Annotated in this window: 15 protein-coding genes, 3 pseudogenes and 1 riboswitch; of the genes and pseudogenes, 4 read left to right on the top strand and 14 right to left on the bottom strand. The window is 72.5% G+C overall.

Annotated features, from left to right (window positions below; translation table 11 throughout):
* Nucleotides 1–53: 53 nt before the first annotated feature.
* A pseudogene (locus ABZ562_RS08040) lies at nt 54–340 on the top strand (2Fe-2S iron-sulfur cluster-binding protein); the annotation flags it as partial.
* Between the two features lie 603 nt (nt 341–943).
* Here the strand turns inward: ABZ562_RS08040 and ABZ562_RS08035 are convergent.
* Both ABZ562_RS08035 and ABZ562_RS08030 read right to left on the bottom strand, forming a co-directional pair.
* Entirely contained in the window at nt 944–1,303 is a 360-nt protein-coding gene (locus ABZ562_RS08035) for a hypothetical protein (protein ID WP_361475415.1), read from the bottom strand.
* Nucleotides 1,304–2,036: 733 nt separating this feature from the next.
* Nucleotides 2,037–2,315: a recombinase family protein gene (locus ABZ562_RS08030; protein ID WP_361475545.1), complete on the bottom strand. Its 279-nt coding sequence runs from the start codon at nt 2,313–2,315 to the stop codon at nt 2,037–2,039.
* Between the two features lie 132 nt (nt 2,316–2,447).
* Here ABZ562_RS08030 and ABZ562_RS08025 point away from each other — a divergent pair.
* Nucleotides 2,448–3,205: pseudogene (locus tag ABZ562_RS08025) on the top strand (SDR family oxidoreductase).
* 2 nt (nt 3,206–3,207) lie between these two features.
* On the opposite strand, the pseudogene ABZ562_RS08020 reads toward ABZ562_RS08025, so the two are convergent.
* Together ABZ562_RS08020 and ABZ562_RS08015 are read right to left on the bottom strand one after the other, a co-directional pair.
* Nucleotides 3,208–3,381, bottom strand: a pseudogene (locus tag ABZ562_RS08020) (Tn3 family transposase); the annotation flags it as partial.
* 295 nt (nt 3,382–3,676) lie between these two features.
* Nucleotides 3,677–5,074 (bottom strand): peptidase C39 family protein, encoded by a 1,398-nt coding sequence (locus tag ABZ562_RS08015; protein WP_361475413.1) that lies wholly within the window; start codon nt 5,072–5,074, stop codon nt 3,677–3,679.
* 165 nt (nt 5,075–5,239) lie between these two features.
* Here ABZ562_RS08015 and ABZ562_RS08010 point away from each other — a divergent pair, with 165 nt between their 5' ends.
* Together ABZ562_RS08010 and ABZ562_RS08005 are read left to right on the top strand one after the other, a co-directional pair.
* Entirely contained in the window at nt 5,240–5,872 is a 633-nt protein-coding gene (locus ABZ562_RS08010; RefSeq protein WP_361475411.1) for a hypothetical protein, read from the top strand.
* A 408-nt stretch (nt 5,873–6,280) separates the two neighbouring features.
* Nucleotides 6,281–8,176 carry an AAA family ATPase gene (locus ABZ562_RS08005; RefSeq protein ID WP_361475409.1) on the top strand — a complete coding sequence of 632 codons (1,896 nt, stop codon included), beginning with the start codon at nt 6,281–6,283 and terminating at the stop codon, nt 8,174–8,176.
* An 11-nt stretch (nt 8,177–8,187) separates the two neighbouring features.
* Here ABZ562_RS08005 and ABZ562_RS08000 read toward each other — a convergent pair whose 3' ends face one another.
* From ABZ562_RS08000 to ribD, 10 genes are all read right to left on the bottom strand, one after another.
* Nucleotides 8,188–9,321, bottom strand: coding sequence for a hemolysin family protein (locus ABZ562_RS08000; protein WP_361475407.1), 1,134 nt, complete (start codon nt 9,319–9,321; stop codon nt 8,188–8,190).
* Nucleotides 9,318–10,769, bottom strand: a complete 1,452-nt coding sequence (locus tag ABZ562_RS07995) for a hemolysin family protein (protein WP_361475405.1) — start codon at nt 10,767–10,769, stop codon at nt 9,318–9,320. The genes ABZ562_RS08000 and ABZ562_RS07995 overlap by 4 nt, the downstream gene beginning before the upstream one ends.
* Nucleotides 10,770–10,967: 198 nt before the next feature.
* Nucleotides 10,968–11,423 carry a PH domain-containing protein gene (locus tag ABZ562_RS07990; protein ID WP_361475403.1) on the bottom strand — a complete coding sequence of 152 codons (456 nt, stop codon included), beginning with the start codon at nt 11,421–11,423 and terminating at the stop codon, nt 10,968–10,970.
* Nucleotides 11,424–11,482: 59 nt separating this feature from the next.
* Nucleotides 11,483–12,331, bottom strand: a complete 849-nt coding sequence (hisG, locus tag ABZ562_RS07985) for an ATP phosphoribosyltransferase (protein ID WP_361475401.1) — start codon at nt 12,329–12,331, stop codon at nt 11,483–11,485.
* A 48-nt stretch (nt 12,332–12,379) separates the two neighbouring features.
* On the bottom strand, nt 12,380–12,664 hold the full coding sequence (locus tag ABZ562_RS07980; protein WP_009713585.1) for a phosphoribosyl-ATP diphosphatase: 285 nt from the start codon (nt 12,662–12,664) through the stop codon (nt 12,380–12,382).
* A 43-nt stretch (nt 12,665–12,707) separates the two neighbouring features.
* Complete coding sequence (gene ribH, locus ABZ562_RS07975) at nt 12,708–13,187, bottom strand: 6,7-dimethyl-8-ribityllumazine synthase (protein WP_361475398.1); 480 nt, start codon at nt 13,185–13,187, stop codon at nt 12,708–12,710.
* 45 nt (nt 13,188–13,232) lie between these two features.
* Entirely contained in the window at nt 13,233–14,573 is a 1,341-nt protein-coding gene (locus tag ABZ562_RS07970; RefSeq protein ID WP_361475396.1) for a bifunctional 3,4-dihydroxy-2-butanone-4-phosphate synthase/GTP cyclohydrolase II, read from the bottom strand.
* Nucleotides 14,570–15,247, bottom strand: a complete 678-nt coding sequence (locus tag ABZ562_RS07965; RefSeq protein ID WP_361475394.1) for a nicotinamide mononucleotide transporter family protein — start codon at nt 15,245–15,247, stop codon at nt 14,570–14,572. The genes ABZ562_RS07970 and ABZ562_RS07965 overlap by 4 nt, the downstream gene beginning before the upstream one ends.
* On the bottom strand, nt 15,244–15,864 hold the full coding sequence (locus ABZ562_RS07960; RefSeq protein WP_361475392.1) for a riboflavin synthase: 621 nt from the start codon (nt 15,862–15,864) through the stop codon (nt 15,244–15,246). Before ABZ562_RS07960 ends, ABZ562_RS07965 begins: the two co-directional genes overlap by 4 nt.
* A 1-nt stretch (nt 15,865) precedes the next feature.
* Nucleotides 15,866–16,972: a bifunctional diaminohydroxyphosphoribosylaminopyrimidine deaminase/5-amino-6-(5-phosphoribosylamino)uracil reductase RibD gene (gene ribD, locus ABZ562_RS07955; protein ID WP_361475543.1), complete on the bottom strand. Its 1,107-nt coding sequence runs from the start codon at nt 16,970–16,972 to the stop codon at nt 15,866–15,868.
* 203 nt (nt 16,973–17,175) lie between these two features.
* A riboswitch (FMN riboswitch) is annotated at nt 17,176–17,306 on the bottom strand.
* Nucleotides 17,307–17,747: the final 441 nt, after the last annotated feature.

The following is a 17,747-nucleotide window of genomic DNA, read 5'->3' as shown; positions in this document are numbered from 1 at the left end:
CCGTCCCGCACGCACCCCTCTCCGCCTCCGCGACCACCGAGCCGGAGTCGCGCATGGCACCGACCCGGCGCACCTTCATCGCCACCAGTACCGCCGTCGGCACCTCCGTGGCCGCCGGCGGCGTCCTCGGAACCGGCCTCCTGCCCGAGCTGGAAGCGGCAGCCGCTCCTTCGGCGCCCTCCAGCCGCCTCACCCTGACCGTCAACGGCACCCCCACACGGTCACGGTCGACAACCGCACCTCCCTTCTGGACCTGCTGCGCGAGCACCTGGGGCTGACCGGCTCGAAGAAGGGCTGCGACGCGGGTGCCCGCGGGGCATGCACCGTCCTGGTCGACGGACACCGGCAAACGCCCGAGCGCGGCGGCCTGCGCCTGGGCGCTCTGGTCACCATGGCCCAGGCAGCCAGCCACCCACGGTGCGCACCCTGTTCCCGGTCATCTCCCAGGGACCTCGGGTCAGCTCCACGTTCTCCAGGGCTTGGCGAAAGGTCCCTTCCGGCCGGAACTGGCTGCCGGCAGCGGTTTCTACACGGACGACATCCGGGCCGAGGAACACGCCTTGACCGCGCTGCGCGGCGCCAAGAGCCGAGCGCATCCCATCACCTACGGCGGGCTTCGTGGACCCGCCACTCCAGCTCCAGGTTCCTCGGGGACGGACCGCGGGCTACTGGAACGGCACAGAGCTATGGGATCACCGTTCGGATGACGTTCCGCTCTCCCCGAGCCTCGCTCCCGCGCTGCGCTCCTACGCGGTAGCGGACACCCCGACCACCCAGATGCTCGCCACGGCCACTGAGGAGCACCCTCGCATGGAACGGACTTCGGTGCAGACACGCCCGCTCCCCGAGGGGTCCGTCACGTCGGTGGGTCACAACCCGGGCATGGGGACGCGTGGTCCCCGCTCCGAACTGCCTGGAGCGGGGACCACGCGTGCGTGTCCTTTCAGGAAGAGACCCGCTCGTAACGGAGCGAGGTGTGGCCGGCGCCGTCGGAGTAGACCTGAGCGATGCTTGCCGCTCCGGTAGCGTCGTTCCGCTGGGCTTGCAGCCGGATCGTCGTCGGCCCCTGTACCTTGATCAGTTCGCTGATCGGCGCGGTCTGGTTGCTGCCGGTGACGGCATCGCCCTGGTTGTGGTCGATGATCTGGTTGACGAGCCGTTCGCTCTCCGGCACCGCGGCGCCGGTGGTCACGTTCCACAGCCGCGCGGTGATGTACGTGTTGACCGCCGGGACGCCTGAGAGACGTCCGCGGACGTCCGCGTCGAGTTCGTATGTGCCGGCCCGCGGAAGCGTGACCTCCAAGGGGGTGTTGGTCCAAGCGCCGGCCGGAAGGTCAACTTGCGTGTGGAGGTGTTCGACTCCCCGGATCTGTCCGGGCCCACGCGGAGCCGCGCTGACACTGCTCGACGTCGCTACCGCAGTCGTGGCGCCCACGAGCAACGCCGTTGCGAGAAGCGCGAAACCGGCACGAGGGGACGGCATTGGTTCCTCCCGAAATCAAGTCTGATGCGATGAGGCTATGAACCTACAGATAGACAAAAGGAGGACCATATACCTCGAAAGAGTGGCATAAATCGCTCGCAAGCCCGTCGTGAGCGGGGCGCACGCCCCACGCCAAACATCGCTCACATGCGCCGGGCGGCCACCCACGGCCGGGCACGGCACGCCCCTGAGGCGTGCTCAGTACCTGCTCCAGTTGCCCGCCTCCGACCTGGCCGAGCGCCTGGAGGTCTTCGCCGAGAACGATCATGGTCCGGTCGGTGCGAGCGCACTGACCCGATTCTCGTACTCGCGGCGGGGGCGTCGCTGACGCGCAGGGTGCAGCCCTGGCCGCGTCGTACCGTCACCCCCTCGTCGAGCGCCGCGCGCTCGGCGGGCTCCAGCTCGGCGGTGCGGAGGAAGCCGGCGACCACGGCGGGGCGGCCCCCGCCCCTGCTGCCTTCGGCCTCGGCGGCGCGCAATCCGTCGTAGGTCAGCTCGCGCTGGAGGTCGCGTTGGAGTTCGCCGGCGACGGCGAGGGTTTGCACCACGAACGTCACGGTGGACAGCAGCTCCCCGGTGCGCGGGGGCGGGCGGTGAGGTCCATGGCGGAGAACGCGCCGTCGTGGATGCGCAGCGCCACCTGCTCGCGGTGCAGGACGTCGAGCACGTCGAGGATGTGCCCGGTGCCGCGCACCAGGCGGAACATCTCGGAGATGTGCACGGTATCTCCGGGCCGCGCGTAGTCGAGGAGCGCGCGGAACTTCGGGCGCTGGAGGGGGTGGAGTCGGCTGGAGGTGCCCGGGTTCTCCTCGAAGGTGACCGGGTCCTCGATCCCGGCCTCGGCCAGGACGAGCGATCACATGATCATCCGTGGGTGGTGCGTTGATCAAAGGCGAGTCGAGTGACTCGCATCTGATCTGTGGCACCTGGGCGCACCCTGGTTGTCGCACGGTGGAGGAAGTTCATGACAATCGACAAGATCGCTTCGGTGACCGGTGCGAATCGCGGCCTCGGGCGCAGCGCGGCCATCGCCCTGGCCACACGCGGGGCGCGGGTCGTGGTCACCCACCGCGGCGATGCGGCCGGGGCTGAGAAGACGGCGGAACAGGTGCAGGCCGTGGGTGGGACTGCCGCTGTTCTCCGGCTCGACATCAGCGACATCTCCTCCTTGGCGTCCTTCACCTCCGAACTGGGCGCGCAGCTGGAGCGCTGGGGTGCTTCGCGGCTCGACATCCTGGTCAACAACGCGGGAGTGGGAGTCTTCGGGCCGCTGGAGACTGTCACGATCGACGACTTCGACACAGTGATGGGCACCAACGTCCGGGGCACGTTCTTCCTCATCCCGTCGCTCGTGCCGCTGCTGGCCCAGGGCGGCCAGGTCATCAACGTCTCGACGTCACTGACCCGCCACACCAGCCCCGCCACCTCGGCCTACTCCGCATCGAAGGCCGCCGTCGAAGCTCTGAGCCGCACCCTCGCCGCAGAACTCGGACCTCGCGGCATCCGGGTCAACTCCATCGCCCCGGGGCCGACCGCACCGACTTCAACGGCGGAGCGATGCGGGACGACGCCGGAATGCGCCAGGTTCTGGCCGGACAGACCGCGCTCGGCCGCGTCGGCGAACCTGAGGAGATCGGCGACGCCATCGCTACGCCGGCCTCCGAGGGACTGCGCTGGGTCACCGCCCAGCGCATCGAGGGCTCCGGCGGCGCCCTCCTGTGACGCCGGGCGACGGCCGGGTCCCGGATCTCGTGGCCCTCGGCCTGGAGCTGGGCGACGGCGGCGTCGGTGTAGTGGGGGGTCCAAAGCACGATGGCGTCGAGGACCAGGCCGAGCGCGCCACGCTGGTCCTCCATGCCGTCGCGGTAGGCCTGGTGGATGGTGCCGCGCTTGCCGTGGCGGTACCTGGTCGCCGCCCACGACGGTGAACCCCGGCTGTTCCGCACCGATCGCGCCGTGTCCGCGACCGTCCTCGACGAGCCTGCCCGGAGCCGCGACGGCTTGGAGCCGGCCGGCCGAGGCATGGGACGCCCTGCGCCGCCGCGTCGATGACATCCCGACCCCGCTTGCCGTCACCGCCCGTGTCCGCGACGAGATCCTGGCCACGTTCACATCGGAGAGTCGACCGTTACGGCCACCTCACCGAAGACGGGCGGGAACGCTGCCGTCAGCCGGAGCCGGGGGCGGGGCCGGTCACAGGACTCCCAGCTCGCGCAGAACGCGGTGCTGAGCCGGTGCCGGCTTGGCCGGGAAGTACAGGTAGCACACGCCGCCGGTGCCGGAGACCACCTTGCCCTGGGCGTTGTGGCGCTTCGTCCGCAGCCAGATGTTCTCCCACTGCCTGCGCTTGTAGACCCGGCGGACGGACGGGTTGTCCGGTGAGGCCGGGTCGTTCGCGATGACGTCGCCGGTGGGGGTGAAGCCGATGACGGTCATGAGGTGGCCGGCGGTGCCGTAACCCGCCCCGTCCAGCTCCTCCTTGAGGAAGGACTGCGAGGTGATCACGGGGATGCCCGCGGCGATCAGCTTCTCCACATCGTTGAGGGAACCGAGCCGGGTGACCACGCCCTGCAGGTCGCGGTAGGTGGCGGCGTAGGCGGCGTTGAAGGGCCAGTTGCCGCAGCCGTCGTACTGGTAGTCGAAGGTGGATCGGGCCGCGTGGCAGATCTGCGGGTCGGCGTAGTCGGGGTTGACCCAGGCCAGGTCCTCGGGCGTGGGCTTGCGGCCCCAGAATTCGATGATCATCTGCGAGGAGGTGGGGCTGCACCAGGCCTCGCCGCCGTTGTCGTACTCCGGGTACTGGCCCTTGTGGATCTCCTGCGAGTAGCGCGGTACGGAGAGTTCGCGGCCCCCCGGCAGGCCGGGCTCGGAGGCGGGCACCTCGAAGCGGTCGGGGACGTCCGAGCCCATCGCGCCGACCCGCCACACGGTGGGGGTGCGGGTGGTGCCGGGCTTGCGGTAGAGGGTCAGGCGCAGCTGGTACGCGGTCAGCCGGAGCCCGCTCGCCGGGTCGTCGATGGCGAGGGTGTCGGTCCACACGGCGCTCTTGTCGTCGCTCTGGTCGTCCACCGAGGTGCGCCGGATGGAGTCCGGGCCGTCGCCGGAGGCCCAGCGGCCCATCACGTACCAGGGGGTGGCCGTGCCGTCGGAGTAGGTGCCCTTCAGCTCGGCCTGGATCCAGGTGCCCGCCGGGGTGCGGGCGTTCCAGGAGACGATGGCCTCCGTCGCGGGGACGGAGAGTTCGCGCACCGGGGAGGTCCAGGTGGCGTACTCCCAGGCGGCCTTGGTGCCGGTGTGCGGGTCGGTGTAGTCGACGGTGCCGGCCGGGCGGGAGATCACGATGCCGGGGCGGGCTCCGGCCTCGGCGCGGACGCCCTTGGCGGAGCCGGTCAGCCAGTCGGTGTGGCTGGTCCAGCCGTGGTACTCGGCGGTCGCCTTCTTCGCGGCCGAACCGGCCGCACCGGCCGCACCGACGGCACCGACGGCACCGGCCGAGCCCGCCGAAGCCACCGTCTGTACGGCGGCCGCGCCCGCGACGCCGAGGGCGGCGGCGAGCACGGAGCGGCGGGGCGTGAATCCGGAAGTGGTCATACGGGGCTCCCCCAGTCGTCGTCCAGCGGCGGCGGATGCGCGACAGTCGCACAACTATGGCCGCTGCGAGTGGTGTCAGGCCAGTGCTTCCCGTCCTGCCCGCATACCAATATTGGTGTGGACCAATGGAGTGAATACCACCGGGTAGCCGTAGAGTGGCCCTTCATGGAGACCGCCGACCACTCCGCCGAGACGCTTCGCGCGTTCGCCCGGTGGCTGCGCGCCCTGCCGCCGTCCTGCGGGCCGGTCCGGCTCGTCGCCGTCGACGGACACGCCGGTTCCGGGAAGACCACGTTCGCCGGGCGGCTGGCCGAGGCGCTGGGCGGCGCGCCCGTCGTCCATACGGACGATCTCGCCACGCACGAGGAGCCGTTCGGGTGGACCGGGCGGTTGCAGGAGCACATCCTGACCCCGCTGAGCCGTGGCGAAGCCGCCCGGTACGCCCCGTACGACTGGGTCGAGCGCCGCTTCGCGGCCACCCGGCGGCGGCTGGACCCGGCCCCGGTCGTCCTCCTCGAAGGCGTCGGCGCCGGGCGCCGCACCGTGCGGCCGCGACTGGCCCATCTGACGTGGATGGAGCTGCCCGACCGGGACGCCTGGCGGCGCGGACGGCTGCGCGACGGCCCCGGACTGTCCACATTCTGGGACGGCTGGCAACCTGCCGAGCGCGCGCATTTCGCCGCCGACCCCTCCCGCCCCCATGCGGAAACCCTGATAGCGCAGCGAAATAAGGGGTACACGTTGCTCACGGGACCCGCGGCGACCACCCGATTCACCCCCGGGCGTCACTCAGCGTGAGCGGCCGGGGCGGAGCATGCGGACCCCGAGCCCGGTCCGCCGGGCACGCCCCAACTCGGCTTGACCTGGGGCCCATACAGGTCTTACGTTCTCAATGTGCGACTCGTACGAGTCGCCCCAGTACGCGAAGCCCCCGGTTGTTCCCCCGTGATCGGGGGCTTCGTCCTGTCCGCACCCGGTTCGACACCGTTTCCGGCTGCGGTACGGCGCGGTATCGTCACGCTCCGTCACTCACCCCTCCCGGCCGTGTGCGCCCCTTACACGCCCCCCGCGCACGCCCGCCGAGCCTTGTGCGATTGCGACGAACAACAGTGCGGCACCCTCGGCCGGTGCGGCCTGCGCAGGTACGATGCGGAAAGGGCAGCCGCCCCGGCGGCATCCACGGGGGCAGGGGTTGTGGGGGACGTGATGGATTTCGGCACGCAGGGTTCGCAGACCCCGGCCGATCTCGCCTGGCTGCGTGCCGTGGACGCCTACACGATGGGCGCCTACGCACAGGCCGAGGAGGAGTTCCGGGCGGCGGTGCGGCACGATCCGGGCATGGCCGACGCGTGGCTGGGCCTGCACGCGCTGCGCGCCGACACGGCGACCGCGCTGTTACGGATGTACCGGCACCGTGATCGCTTCGGCGAACAGCGCACCCGCCACCGCCGCACCCTCAACTCCTGGTACTGGCTGGGCTGGTGGGTCCAGCCCGTGCTGGAGACCAGCCGGGACCTGCTGCTGGCGCATGCCTCGCATTGGCTCGACGGCCGCCACGTCCCCGAGCTGGACCGGGCGCTGGCCGGCTGCCCGCCCGTGGAGGCCGATCCGCAGGCCCGCTTCCTGCACGCCTGCCGCGCGTATCTGGTCAAGGACTGGGAGCAGCTGGTCCGCCACACCGAACCGCTGCTGGACGACGCGTTCCTCGGCATCGAGGCCGGGCTCTTCGGCGGCATGGCCCGGGTCCGGCTGGAGATGTACGGCCAGGCGGAACCGCTGCTGGCCGCCGCCCTGATGCGCTGCCGCAGCGAACAGCCCCAGCGCAAGGAGCTGCGCTACTGGCTGGCCCGCGCCCATGAGGGCACCGGGCGCAGCGCGGCGGCCCTCCCCCTCTACCGCGCGGTGCACCGTATCGACCCCACGTTCATGGACACCTCGGCGCGGCTGGCCGCCATAGCGGAGTCCGACGGCCTGGACGAGACCGCCGACCTCGCGACCGTGCCGCTGTCCGGGGTCAGCAGCCAGGACGCCACCGACGGCACCGTCGGGGACCCCGCCGACACCCTGGCGGCCACCGCCGACCCGGCCGACGGCCGGGATCTGCGTACCGGCGGCGACGGGGCCGAGGGCCCGCCGCTCATGACCGGCCCCGTGACCGGCGCCGGCACCACCCGCGACCGGGGCGGCCTGCCCGCCCAGCCCGGGCCCTCCGACCCCGCCCTGCTGGAGAGCGCGCTGCAGGAGCTGGAGCGCATGGTCGGCCTGGAGCCGGTCAAGCGGCAGGTGCGGGCGCTGTCGGCGCAGCTCCACATGGCCCGGCTGCGCGCCGGACAGGGCCTGCCGGTCCAGCCGCCGAAGCGGCACTTCGTCTTCTCCGGCCCCTCCGGCACCGGCAAGACCACCGTCGCCCGCATCCTCGGCCGGGTCTTCTACGCGCTCGGGCTGCTCGGCGGCGACCATCTGGTCGAGGCCGGGCGGGCCGATCTGGTCGGCGAATACCTCGGGCAGACCGCGGTCAAGGCCAACGAGCTGATCGACTCGGCGCTCGGCGGGGTCCTCTTCGTCGACGAGGCCTACAGCCTGTCCAACTCCGGCTACAGCAAGGGCGACGCGTACGGCGACGAGGCGCTCCAGGTGCTGCTCAAGCGCGCGGAGGACAACCGCGACCGGCTGGTGGTCATACTCGCGGGCTATCCCGAGGGCATGGACCGCCTCCTGGCCGCCAACCCCGGCCTCGGCTCCCGCTTCACGACGCGCGTCGACTTCCCCAGCTACCGTCCGCTCGAACTCACCCGTATCGGTGAGGTGCTGGCCGCGGAGAACGGCGACGTGTGGGACGAGGAGTCCCTGGAGGAGCTGCGCAGCATCAGCGGGCACGTCGTCGACCAGGGGTGGATCGACGAGCTGGGGAACGGGCGCTTCCTGCGCACCCTGTACGAGAAGAGCTGCGCGTACCGGGATCTGCGGCTGTCGGGGTGGACGGGCATCCCGACCCGGGACGACCTGGCGACGCTGCGGCTGCCGGATCTGATGCAGGCGTACGGGGAGGTCCTGTCGGGTCGCGGTCCGATGTACCGCGACCCGGAGGACCCCCCGCTGTAATCCCCGGTGACCTAGCGGGAAACCATCGCTGGCGCGGGCTCCTCGGGGACCGGGGCCGGGGTCTGGACCGGTGTGACGCCGCGCGGCTCGGCCGCCCGGCGGACGCGGCCGCCGTCCTCCCGGTGGGACGGGTCGCGGACCTCGCCCACCAGCATCTCCAGCACGTCCTCCAGCGCGACGAGCCCCAGCACCGTGCCGGACGCGTCGGCCACGGCCGCCAGGTGCGAGGCCGCCCGCCGCATCGCGGTGAGCGCGTCGTCCAGCGGCAGCTCGGCGCGCAGGGTCTCGATCGGGTGCCAGACCCGCTGCGGGACGGCCCCCTCGGGGGCCTCCAGGTCCAGGACGTCCTTCACGTGCACGTAGCCCATGAAGGCGCCACCGGCGCCGCGCACCGGGAAGCGCGAGAAGCCGGTCCGTACCGTCAGCTCCTCGATCTGCCGTGGCGTGACCGAGGGGTCGACGGTGACCAGGCCCGCCGGATCGAGGAGGACGTCGGTGACCGGGCGGCTGCCCAGCTCCAGGGCGTCCGCGAGCCGTTCGTGCTCCCCGTCGGCGAGGAGCCCGGCCTGCCGGGAGTCCTCGACCAGATGGGTCAGCTGCTCGCTGGTGAAGACGGCCTCCACCTCGTCCTTGGGCTCGACCCGGAAGAGCCGCAGCACCAGCCGGGAGCAGGCGCCGAGCAGCGCGGTGACCGGGCGGCACAGCCGGGCGAAGCCGACGAGGCCGGGGGCGAGCCACAGCGCGGTCTTCTCGGGCGCCGCCATGGCCAGGTTCTTCGGGACCATCTCGCCGATCACCAGGTGCAGGCAGACGACGACGGCGAGCGCGATGGCGTAGCCGAGCGGATGGACCAGCTGCGCGGGCAGGTGCACGACGTGGAAGACCGGCTCCAGCAGCTTGGCGACGGTCGGCTCGGCGACCGCGCCGAGGGTCAGCGAGCAGATGGTGATGCCGAACTGCGCGGCGGCCATCATCTGCGGCAGGCTCTCCAGCCCGGTGAGCACCGTACGGGCCCGCGCCGAGCCCTCGGCCGCCCGTGGCTCGATCTGGCTGCGGCGCACGGAGACCAGGGCGAACTCGGCGCCGACGAAGAATCCGTTGGCGAGGACCAGAAGAGCGGCGAAGAGGAGTTGGACGAGGCTCATCGCTCAGCTTCCTTCTCGGCTACGGCTACGGCTACGGCTACGGCTTCGGCTTGGCCCACGGCTCCGGCCACGGTTTCGGCTTCGGCTTGGGCTTCGGCGGCAACAGCGGACCCGGCACCGGCACTCGTACCCGCTCCGGTCCGGACGATCCGTACCCGCTCCGCCCGGTGGTGGCCGACCTGCCGGACGGCCAGCTTCCAGCCGGGCAGCTCGGCGGTGTCCCCGGGGGCGGGGATCCGGGCGAGGAGATCGGCGATCAGACCGGCCACCGTCTCGTACGGCCCGTCGGGCACCTCCAGACCGATCCGGCGCAGGGTGTCGACGCGGCAGGCGCCGTCGGCGTCCCACGCGGGCCGGCCGTCCTCGGCGACGGTCTGGGCCAGGTCGGGCGTGTCGGCGGCCTCGTCGTCGTGCTCGTCGCGGACCTCGCCGACCAGCTCCTCGACGATGTCCTCCAGGGTGACGACACCGGCCGTGCCGCCGTATTCGTCGACGACCACGGCTATCGGCTGCTCGCTGCGCAGCCGCTCCAGCAGGGGCTGGACGGGCAGCGTCTCGGGGACCAGCAGCGGGGGCTGGGCGATGGACCCGGCGGGGGTGCGCAGCCGCTCGCCCGCGGGCACCGCGAGGGCGTCCTTCAGGTGGACCATGCCGATGACCTCGTCCAGGCGGTCGCGGTAGACGGGGAACCGGGAGAGTCCGGTGGCCCGGGTGAGGTTGAGCACGTCCACGGCGGTGGCCGTGGACTGCAGCGCGCTGACCCGCACCCGCGGGGTCATCACGTGCTGCGCGGTGAGGTCGCCGAGCGAGAGGGTGCGGACGAACAGATCCGCGGTGTCCTGCTCGATCGCCCCGGCCCGCGCCGAGTGGCGGGCCAGCGAGACCAGCTCACCGGGGGTACGGGCGGACGCCAGCTCCTCGGTGGGCTCGACGCCCAGCGCCCGCACCAGCCGGTTGGCGACCGTGTTGAGCAGGGCGATGACGGGCCGGAAGAAGTGGGCGAAGGCGGACTGCGGGCCCGCGACGAAGCGGGCGACCTGCAGCGGCCGGGAGACCGCCCAGTTCTTGGGCACCAGCTCGCCGATCACCATCTGCACGGCGGACGCCACCAGCATGCCGAGGACGACGGCGACGCCGGAGACGGCGCCGTGCGGCAGCCCCACCGCGGACAGCGGCACGGTCAGCAGATGGCCGAGCGCGGGCTCGGCGAGCATGCCGACCACCAGGGAGGTGATGGTGATGCCGAGCTGGGTGCCGGAGAGCTGGAAGGACAGCTCGCGCAGCGACTGGACGACGGTACGGGCGCGCCGGTCGCCTTCTTCGGCGGCCCGCTCGGCGTCCGGCCGCTCGACCGTGACCAGGCCGAATTCGGCGGCCACGAAGAAGCCGTTGGCGAGGATGAGGACGAGTGCCGCGGAAAGCAGCAGGAGAGACAGGGTGACGCTCATGCCGCCGCCTCGAGGTCAGCGGCGGCGCGGGTACTACAGGACGATCCGTCCATCTCTGGAGGGAGTCACTCCTCGGGTCGCAGGGGAGGCCCGCCGGCTGCGCGCGCGGCGCGCGGGCAGGTCGAGGCGGGGCGGGGCATCGTTCGGCCCCGGCAACAGAGTAAACAAGGTTGGGCGGTTACGGGCAGGCCCCCACCGTCAGGACGTGCCGCCGCCGGTGCCGTGGTGTGCCGCGAGGGCGCGCAGGGCACGGGCGTCGTCGATGGCCTGTGCCTTGGCCATGCCCACCTGGATGCCCATCGCGGGCAGGCTGGTGCCGTCGGCGAGGTCCAGGTAGACCCAGGCGTCGCCGGGCCGCAGATTGACCCGCAGCACCTCGGCCCACTCCAGCCGACGGGTGGTGATGAGGTTGACCACGGTCACCCCGGCCTCGTCGGCCACCACCTTGGGGCGGCTGAACAGCGCCAGACCCGCGAAGAACAGCAGCCCGGTGACGACGAAGCTGAGCTGCTCGCCCGGGGACAGGTTCTCCAGGAGCAGCCCGATCGCCGTGAGGGCGACGACGAGGGCGGCGCCGATGGTCAGCAGGATGACCCGGGTGCGGGTCGGCCGGAAGGTGACCGGGAGGGCGGGCGGCTGGGCGGCGGCGGACACGTGTGATGGGTCTCTCTCGGGAGAGGCGGAGTGAGAGGGGGGCGTGGGAAGAGCCGGGCTCAGAGGCGGCAGGCGTGGATGCCCGTGGTGAGGATCGCCCGGGCCCCCAGCTCGTACAGCTCGTCCATGATCCGCTGGGCGTCCTTGGAGGGGACCATCGAGCGGACCGCGACCCAGCCCTCGTGGTGCAGCGGGGAGACGGTGGGCGACTCCAGGCCCGGGGTGAGCGCCACGGCCTGCTCGACCTGGTCGGCCCGGATGTCGTAGTCCATCATCACGTAGCGCCGGGCCACCAGGACGCCCTGCATCCGGCGGAGGAACTGGCGCACCTTGGGGTCGTCGGCGGGGGCGCCGGTGCGGCGGATCACGACCGCCTCGGACTCCAGGATCGGCTCGCCGATGATGTCCAGACCGGCGTTGCGCAGGGTGGTGCCGGTCTCCACGACATCCGCGATGATCTCGGCGACGCCGAGCTGGATGGCGGTCTCCACGGCGCCGTCCAGGTGGACGACGGCGGCGTCCACCCCGTGGTCGGCGAGGTGCTTGGTGACCAGGCCGGAGAAGGAGGTGGCGACGGTCATCCCGCCGAACTCGCTCACGTCGGTGGCCGTGCCGGGCCGGGTGGCGTAGCGGAAGGTGGACCCGGCGAAGCCGAGCTGCAGGATCTCCTCGGCCTGGGAGCCGGAGTCGAGCAGCAGGTCACGGCCGGTGATGCCGATGTCGAGGCGGCCGGAGCCGACGTACACGGCGATGTCGCGGGGGCGCAGGAAGAAGAACTCGACGTCGTTGTCGGAGTCGACCAGGACGAGTTCCCTGCGGTCCTTGCGCTGCCGGTAGCCCGCCTCATGGAGCATCGCCGACGCAGGCTCGGACAGTGAACCCTTGTTGGGGACGGCGATGCGCAGCATGAGGGATGTTTCCTTCGTACGAGGGGTGGGTGGTGAGCCGGGGTGGTTCTAAAGGTGGGCGTAGACGTCGTCGAGGGTGAGTCCCTTGGCGACCATCATCACCTGGAGGTGGTAGAGGAGCTGGGAGATCTCCTCGGCGGCCGCCGCGTCGCTCTCGTACTCGGCGGCCATCCACACCTCGGCGGCCTCCTCGACGACCTTCTTGCCGATCGCGTGCACACCGGACTGCAGCAGCTCGGCGGTACGGGAGGTGGCGGGGTCGGCCGTGGCGGCCTTCTGCTGGAGCTCGGCGAAGAGCTCCTCGAACGTCTTCTTGGACATGGTGTGCGCCATCCTACTTGTGCCGGACGGCACAACTTCGCGCAGGGCACCGACCTCAGGGTGACGTGACCGACCTGAGGGTGACGGCGGTGGCGACGGCCGCGGTGACCGCCTCATGGCCCTTGTCCTCGCTGGAACCGGCGATTCCGGCGCGGTCCAGGGCCTGTTCCTCGGTGTCGCAGGTCAGCACGCCGAAGCCGATGGGGACGCCGGTGTCCACGCTGACCTGGGTGAGGCCCTGGGTGACGCCCTGGCACACGTAGTCGAAGTGGGGCGTGCCGCCGCGGATCACGACGCCCAGCGCCACGACCGCGTCGTAGCCGCGGTCCGCGAGGACCTTCGCGACGACCGGCAGCTCGAAGCTGCCGGGCACCCGCAGCACGGTCTGCCGGGCGATGCCCAGCTCGCCGAGGGCCCGCCGGGCGCCGTCGACCAGGCCGTCCATCACCTTCTCGTGCCACTGCGCGGCGATGACGGCCACGCGCAGGTCCCCGCAGTTCTCCACGGACAGTTCGGGGGCACCCTTACCGCTCACGTCACTCCTCAAGGTCTTGCCGGTCTTGTCTGTGTACGGGTGGTTCTACTGGTTGCCGCAGGCGGACACGGGCTCCGGGCTCTCCGCCCGCAGGTCGCCCTCCAGCCAGGGCAGGTCGTGCCCCATCCGGTCCCGCTTGGTCCGCAGATAGCGCAGATTGTGCTCGCCGGCCTGGACCGGCATCGGCTCCCGGCCGGTGACCCGCAGCCCGTGGCGGACCAGGGCGGTGGTCTTCTCGGGGTTGTTGGTCATCAGCCGCAGGGAGCGCACGCCCAGGTCGGCCAGGATCTCGGCGCCCGCCGCGTAGTCGCGCGCGTCGGCGGGCAGGCCCAGCTCCAGGTTGGCGTCCAGGGTGTCCCGGCCCAGCTCCTGGAGCTGGTACGCGCGCAGCTTGGACAGCAGCCCGATGCCGCGCCCCTCGTGGCCGCGCAGGTACAGCACCACGCCACGGCCCTCGGCCGTCACCCGCTCCAGGGAGGCGTGCAGCTGGGGTCCGCAGTCGCAGCGCAGCGAGTGGAAGATGTCGCCGGTCAGGCATTCGGAGTGGACCCGGACCAGCACGTCCTCGCCGTCGCCGATGTCGCCCTGGACGAGCGCGATGTGCTCGACGCCGTCGGCGGTCGCGCGGTAGCCGTACGCCTGGAAGTCGCCGAAGGCGGTGGGCAGCCGGGTGGTGGCCTCGCGCCGCACGGCGGGCTCGGCGGCCCTGCGGTACGCGATCAGGTCGGCGATGGAGATGATCGCGAGGTCGTGCTTGTGGGCGAAGGTGACCAGGTCGGGCAGGCGCAGCATCACCCCGTCCTCCCCCGCGATCTCGCAGATCACGGCCGCCGGGCGCAGTCCGGCCAGCCGGGCGAGGTCGACCCCGGCCTCGGTGTGGCCGTCGCGGGCGAGCACGCCGCCGGGGCGGGCGCGCAGCGGGAAGATGTGGCCGGGGCGCACCAGGTCGCCGGGGGTGGTGTCCGGGCCGGCCAGCAGGCGCAGGGTGGTGGCCCGGTCGGCGGCGGAGATGCCGGTGCTGACGCCGTGTTCGGCGGTGGCGTCGACGCTCACGGTGAAGGCGGTCCGCATGGACTCGGTGTTCTCCTCGACCATCTGCGGGAGCCGCAGCCGGTCGAGGTCGTCGGCCTCCATGGGCGCGCAGATCAGTCCGCGGCACTCGTTCATCATGAAGGCGACGATCTCCGGGGTGATCGTCTCGGCGGCGGCGATGAGGTCGCCCTCGTTCTCCCGGTCCTCGTCGTCCACCACCACGACGGGGCGGCCCGCCGCGATGTCGGCGATCGCCCGCTCGACGGAGTCCAGGGCCAGTTCGTCGGGCGGCCATTCGGCGGAGGCGTCCTCGGTCTCCGGTCGCGGCTGCGTCGTCGCGTAGGCGTCGCTCATGACACTGACACTCCTTCCATGGCGGGTGTGGGCGCGCTCGGGGACGTCCGGGTGTTCCCGGTACGGGAGCGCAGCCACCAGTCGCGCGCGCCCCACAGGACGAGTGCGAAGTAGATGACGTAGACGAGGCCGGAGAAGGCCAGTCCGCTGCTGAAGGCGAGCGGGACGCCGACCACGTCGACCAGCATCCACGCGAACCAGAACTCGATCAGGCCGCGGGCCTGGGCGACCATCGCGGCGAGGGTGCCGACGAAGATGTAGGCGTCGGGCCAGGGGTTCCAGGACAGTTCGGGGACCGCGGTGAACAGGGCGCCGACGGCGAGCGTGCCGGCCGCCAGGCCGGTGAGGAGCGCCGCGCGCTCCCGGCCGGTGGCGAAGCGGACGGCGACCGCGCCGCCCTCGTCGCGGCGGCCGCGCCGCCACTGCCGCCAGCCCCAGGCGGCGACGCCGATGACCAGGAGCTGCTTGCCGACGCCGCCGCTGAGGTGTGCGGTGGCGTAGGCGGCGACCAGGACGACGCCGGAGGCGAGCTGGGCGGGCCAGGTCCACAGGGAGCGGCGGCTGCCGAGGGCGAGCGCGATCAGGCCGATGGTGTTGCCGATCGCGTCCGACCACAGGATGTGCTGGCCGAATATCTCCCCGGCCTCGGCGCCCAGCCAGTCGAGGGACATCATTCGATCGCCTGCTTCCGCGCGTCCGTGCCGCCGTGGGCGAGCAGCCGCTCGACGTATTTGGCGAGCACGTCCACCTCGAGGTTGACCGGGTCGCCGGGCTGCTTGACGCCGAGGGTGGTGAGGGCGAGCGTCGTCGGGATGAGGCTGACGGTGAAGTAGTCGGGGCCCGCGTCCACGACGGTCAGGCTGATGCCGTCGACCGTGATGGAGCCCTTCTCGACCACATAGCGGCCGAGTCCGGACGGCAGCGAGATCTTCACGATCTCCCAGTGCTCGGACGGCTTGCGCTCGATGAGGGTGCCGGTGCCGTCCACATGGCCCTGGACGAGATGGCCGCCGAGCCGCCCGCCGAGCGCCATGGGGCGCTCCAGGTTGACGCGGGAGCCGACGGCGAGCGCGCCGAGACTGGAGCGGTTGAGCGTCTCGGCCATCACATCGGCGCTGAACCGGCCGTCCCCGGTGTCGACGACGGTGAGACAGACGCCGTTGACGGCGATCGAGTCGCCGTGCCGCGCCCCCTCGGTGACGACGGGCCCGCGCACCTGGAAGCGGGACGCGTCGCCCAGGTTCTCGACGGCGACGATCTCACCCAGTTCTTCGACAATTCCGGTGAACACGTCAGTTCTCCTCGGCGAGGGTGGTGGTGGGTGCGGTGGGGACGGCTGGGTCGGTCGGGACGGCGGTAACGCGCAGATCGGGACCGAGCCGGGTGACGTCGGCCGTCTCGAGGCGCAACGCCCGCGCGATCGTGGTGATTCCGGCGTCGGCGAGGGCGGCGGGGCCCGCGCCGAGCAGTACGGGGGCGAGATAGCCGACGACCTTGTCGACGGCGCCCGCGGCGAGGAACGCCCCGGCCAGGGTGGGCCCGCCCTCCAGCAGGACGGAGCGGACGCCGCGGTCGTGGAGGGCGGCGAGGAGCGCGCCGATGTCCAGCCCGCGCCCCGCTTCCGCGCGGGGCAGCCGCAGGGTTTCCGCGCCGGGCGGCAGCCGCCCGGTGTCGGCGTCCTCGGCCACGGCGATGAGCGTGGGCGCGGCGTCGTCCAGGATGCGGGCGTCCGGCTTGAGCGCGGTCGCGTCGGTGTCGACGGCGACCCGCAGCGGCTGGGTGACGCCGTCCCGGTCGCGTACGGCGAGGTGCGGATCGTCGGCGCGCAGGGTGCCGGAGCCGACGAGCACGGCGTCCGCCTCGGCGCGCAGCCGGTGCACATCGGCGCGGGCGGGGGCGGAGGTGATCCAGCGGCTGGTGCCGTCGGCCGCCGCGCTGCGGCCGTCCAGGGTGGCGGCGTACTTCCACAGCACGAAGGGGCGGCCGCGGCGCATCGCGGTCAGCCAGGCCTCGTTGACCGCCGCCGCCTCGTCGGCCAGCGGCCCGGGCGCGACGTCGACCCCGGCCGCGGCGAGGGTCGCGGCGCCGCCGCGCGCCTGGGCGGTGGGGTCGGCGACCGCGTAGCGGACGCGGGCGATCCCGGCGTCGATGAGCGCCTGGGCGCAGGGTCCGGTGCGGCCGGTGTGATTGCAGGGTTCGAGGGTGACCAGCGCGGTGCCGCCGCGGGCCCGCTCCCCCGCCGCGCGCAGGGCGTGCACCTCGGCGTGGGGGCCGCCGGCCCGCTGGTGCCAGCCCTCGCCGGCCTGCTGTCCTTCGGCGTCGAGGATGACGCAGCCGACGACCGGGTTGGGGCTGGTGTGGCCGAGGCCTCGGGCGGCGAGTTCCACGGCGCGGCGCATCGCGCGGGCTTCGGCCGCTGCGGTTGCCGCTGCTCCGGCTGCGGGGGCCACCGGGTCCTCCTGCCTCTTCGGGCACGGACTCCGGGGCTGTCGGAACGACACTGGAGCGGGAACGCCGCCGCCGGGGCGCCGGGATCGCCGCGTACGGCCCGCGCGGGGAGCGCGGCCGCCACGATGACGGCGCACCGGTGATGTCGCTACCGCCGCGCACTGCCTCCCATCCGGACTTTCACCGTCGGTCCAGGAATTTCACCTGGTCAACCGGCCGCTGGCGGCGGACGGGTCGCGGACTGTAACCGCCGGTTCGGATTTTCACCGACCCCGGAGTGCGCTGACGTCACTGGTACGAGGCCAGTGTGCCACGGCGATCAGCGCAGGTGGAGGTGGGGCTGGTGTGGGCTGTCTCACCCGGTCCGGCGCCCGGGTGCCCATCCCCCACCCCGCCCCTTCCCGAACCAGGGGCCAGCCGGCCCCCGGGCCCCCGGCGAACACCACGCCGGCCGGGTCGGCGTCCCGGCCATGCGGTGATGGCTCCGCCGTTCCCGGGCCGGGGCCCGGGCAGGGCTCGCCGCCCGATCCCCCGACCCGGCGGACGCGATCGGCCCGGGGAGCCTCCCGGCGCCTCCCCGAGCCGGGGGCCCGGGGGCTTGCCCCCGGTTCAGGAAGGGGCGGGGCAGGGGAAAGCCCCCCTGCACGGTCGGCCCCCCGGAAACCCCGAACCGGGGGGCGGACGCTTGACTCCGCTTCGGGAAGACGCCGGAGCGAGGCAAAGCCC

Source organism: Streptomyces sp. NPDC019937 (genome assembly GCF_040631655.1).
Classification (GTDB): Bacteria; Actinomycetota; Actinomycetes; order Streptomycetales; family Streptomycetaceae; genus Streptomyces.
This window is presented reverse-complemented; position numbering and strand designations above follow the sequence as displayed.

Coding starts and splice junctions, on each gene's coding strand:
- ABZ562_RS08015 (WP_361475413.1), bottom strand. CDS start 5,074: ATGACCACTTCCGGATTCACGCCCCGCCGCTCCGTGCTCGCCGCCGCC.
- ABZ562_RS08010 (WP_361475411.1), top strand. CDS start 5,240: ATGGAGACCGCCGACCACTCCGCCGAGACGCTTCGCGCGTTCGCCCGG.
- ABZ562_RS08005 (WP_361475409.1), top strand. CDS start 6,281: ATGGATTTCGGCACGCAGGGTTCGCAGACCCCGGCCGATCTCGCCTGG.
- ABZ562_RS08000 (WP_361475407.1), bottom strand. CDS start 9,321: ATGAGCCTCGTCCAACTCCTCTTCGCCGCTCTTCTGGTCCTCGCCAAC.
- ABZ562_RS07995 (WP_361475405.1), bottom strand. CDS start 10,769: ATGAGCGTCACCCTGTCTCTCCTGCTGCTTTCCGCGGCACTCGTCCTC.
- hisG (WP_361475401.1), bottom strand. CDS start 12,331: ATGCTGCGCATCGCCGTCCCCAACAAGGGTTCACTGTCCGAGCCTGCG.
- ABZ562_RS07980 (WP_009713585.1), bottom strand. CDS start 12,664: ATGGCGCACACCATGTCCAAGAAGACGTTCGAGGAGCTCTTCGCCGAG.
- ABZ562_RS07970 (WP_361475396.1), bottom strand. CDS start 14,573: ATGAGCGACGCCTACGCGACGACGCAGCCGCGACCGGAGACCGAGGAC.
- ABZ562_RS07965 (WP_361475394.1), bottom strand. CDS start 15,247: ATGATGTCCCTCGACTGGCTGGGCGCCGAGGCCGGGGAGATATTCGGC.
- ribD (WP_361475543.1), bottom strand. CDS start 16,972: ATGCGCCGCGCCGTGGAACTCGCCGCCCGAGGCCTCGGCCACACCAGC.